The organism is Streptomyces sp. AC627_RSS907, assembly GCF_019049165.1.
The window spans coordinates 1-585 of the sequence record NZ_JAGMUE010001210.1 but is presented as its reverse complement, the minus strand read 5'-3'; the positions used below and the strand labels follow the sequence as shown (position 1 = coordinate 585).

At 77.9% G+C, this 585-nt stretch carries 1 protein-coding gene; it reads left to right on the top strand.

Translation table 11 applies throughout. The annotated features are described in order from the left end of the window. Nucleotides 1-585, top strand: a 585-nt coding sequence (locus tag KUM32_RS41100) for an NAD(P)-binding domain-containing protein (RefSeq protein ID WP_217146755.1), incomplete at both ends; no start/stop codon positions are given.

Below are 585 nucleotides of genomic sequence, written 5' to 3'. Positions count from 1 at the left end.
GCCCTGCGGGGCGTGATCTGCCTGCACAGCGGCGCCGACGGCGCCCTGCTGGCGTTGCTCGACTCCGCCACCGTCACGGCCTGGCGCACCGGCCTCGCCGCGGCCCTCGCCACCGACCTGCTCGCCCGACCGGCCGCCGACGGCGCCGAGACGGTCGGCGTGATCGGCGCCGGAGCCCAGTCCGAACTCACCCTCCGTGGGCTGCGCGCGCTGCGCTCCTGGGACCGGCTTGTCGTCCACGACACCGACCCGCGACGGGCGAGCGCCTTCGCGCGGCGACACGGTGGCACCGTGGCGGCCACGCCGGCGGAGGTGGCCGCCGAGGCGGACGTGGTGGTGCTGGCCACCTGGTCGCGCGAGCCCCTGCTGCACCTGGCGGACCTGCGGCCGGGCCAGCACCTGACCGCGCTCGGCGCCGACGAGCCCGGAAAGCGGGAGCTCGCCCCCGAAGTCCTCCGCTCCGCCCGACTGATCGTCGACGACGCCACCCTGGTCGCCACCCACGGCGCCCTCGCCAACGCCGGGTTGCCCGCGTCCACGGCCGCCGCCTCCCTCGGCGAGGTCATCCGTGGCGAGGCCCCCGCC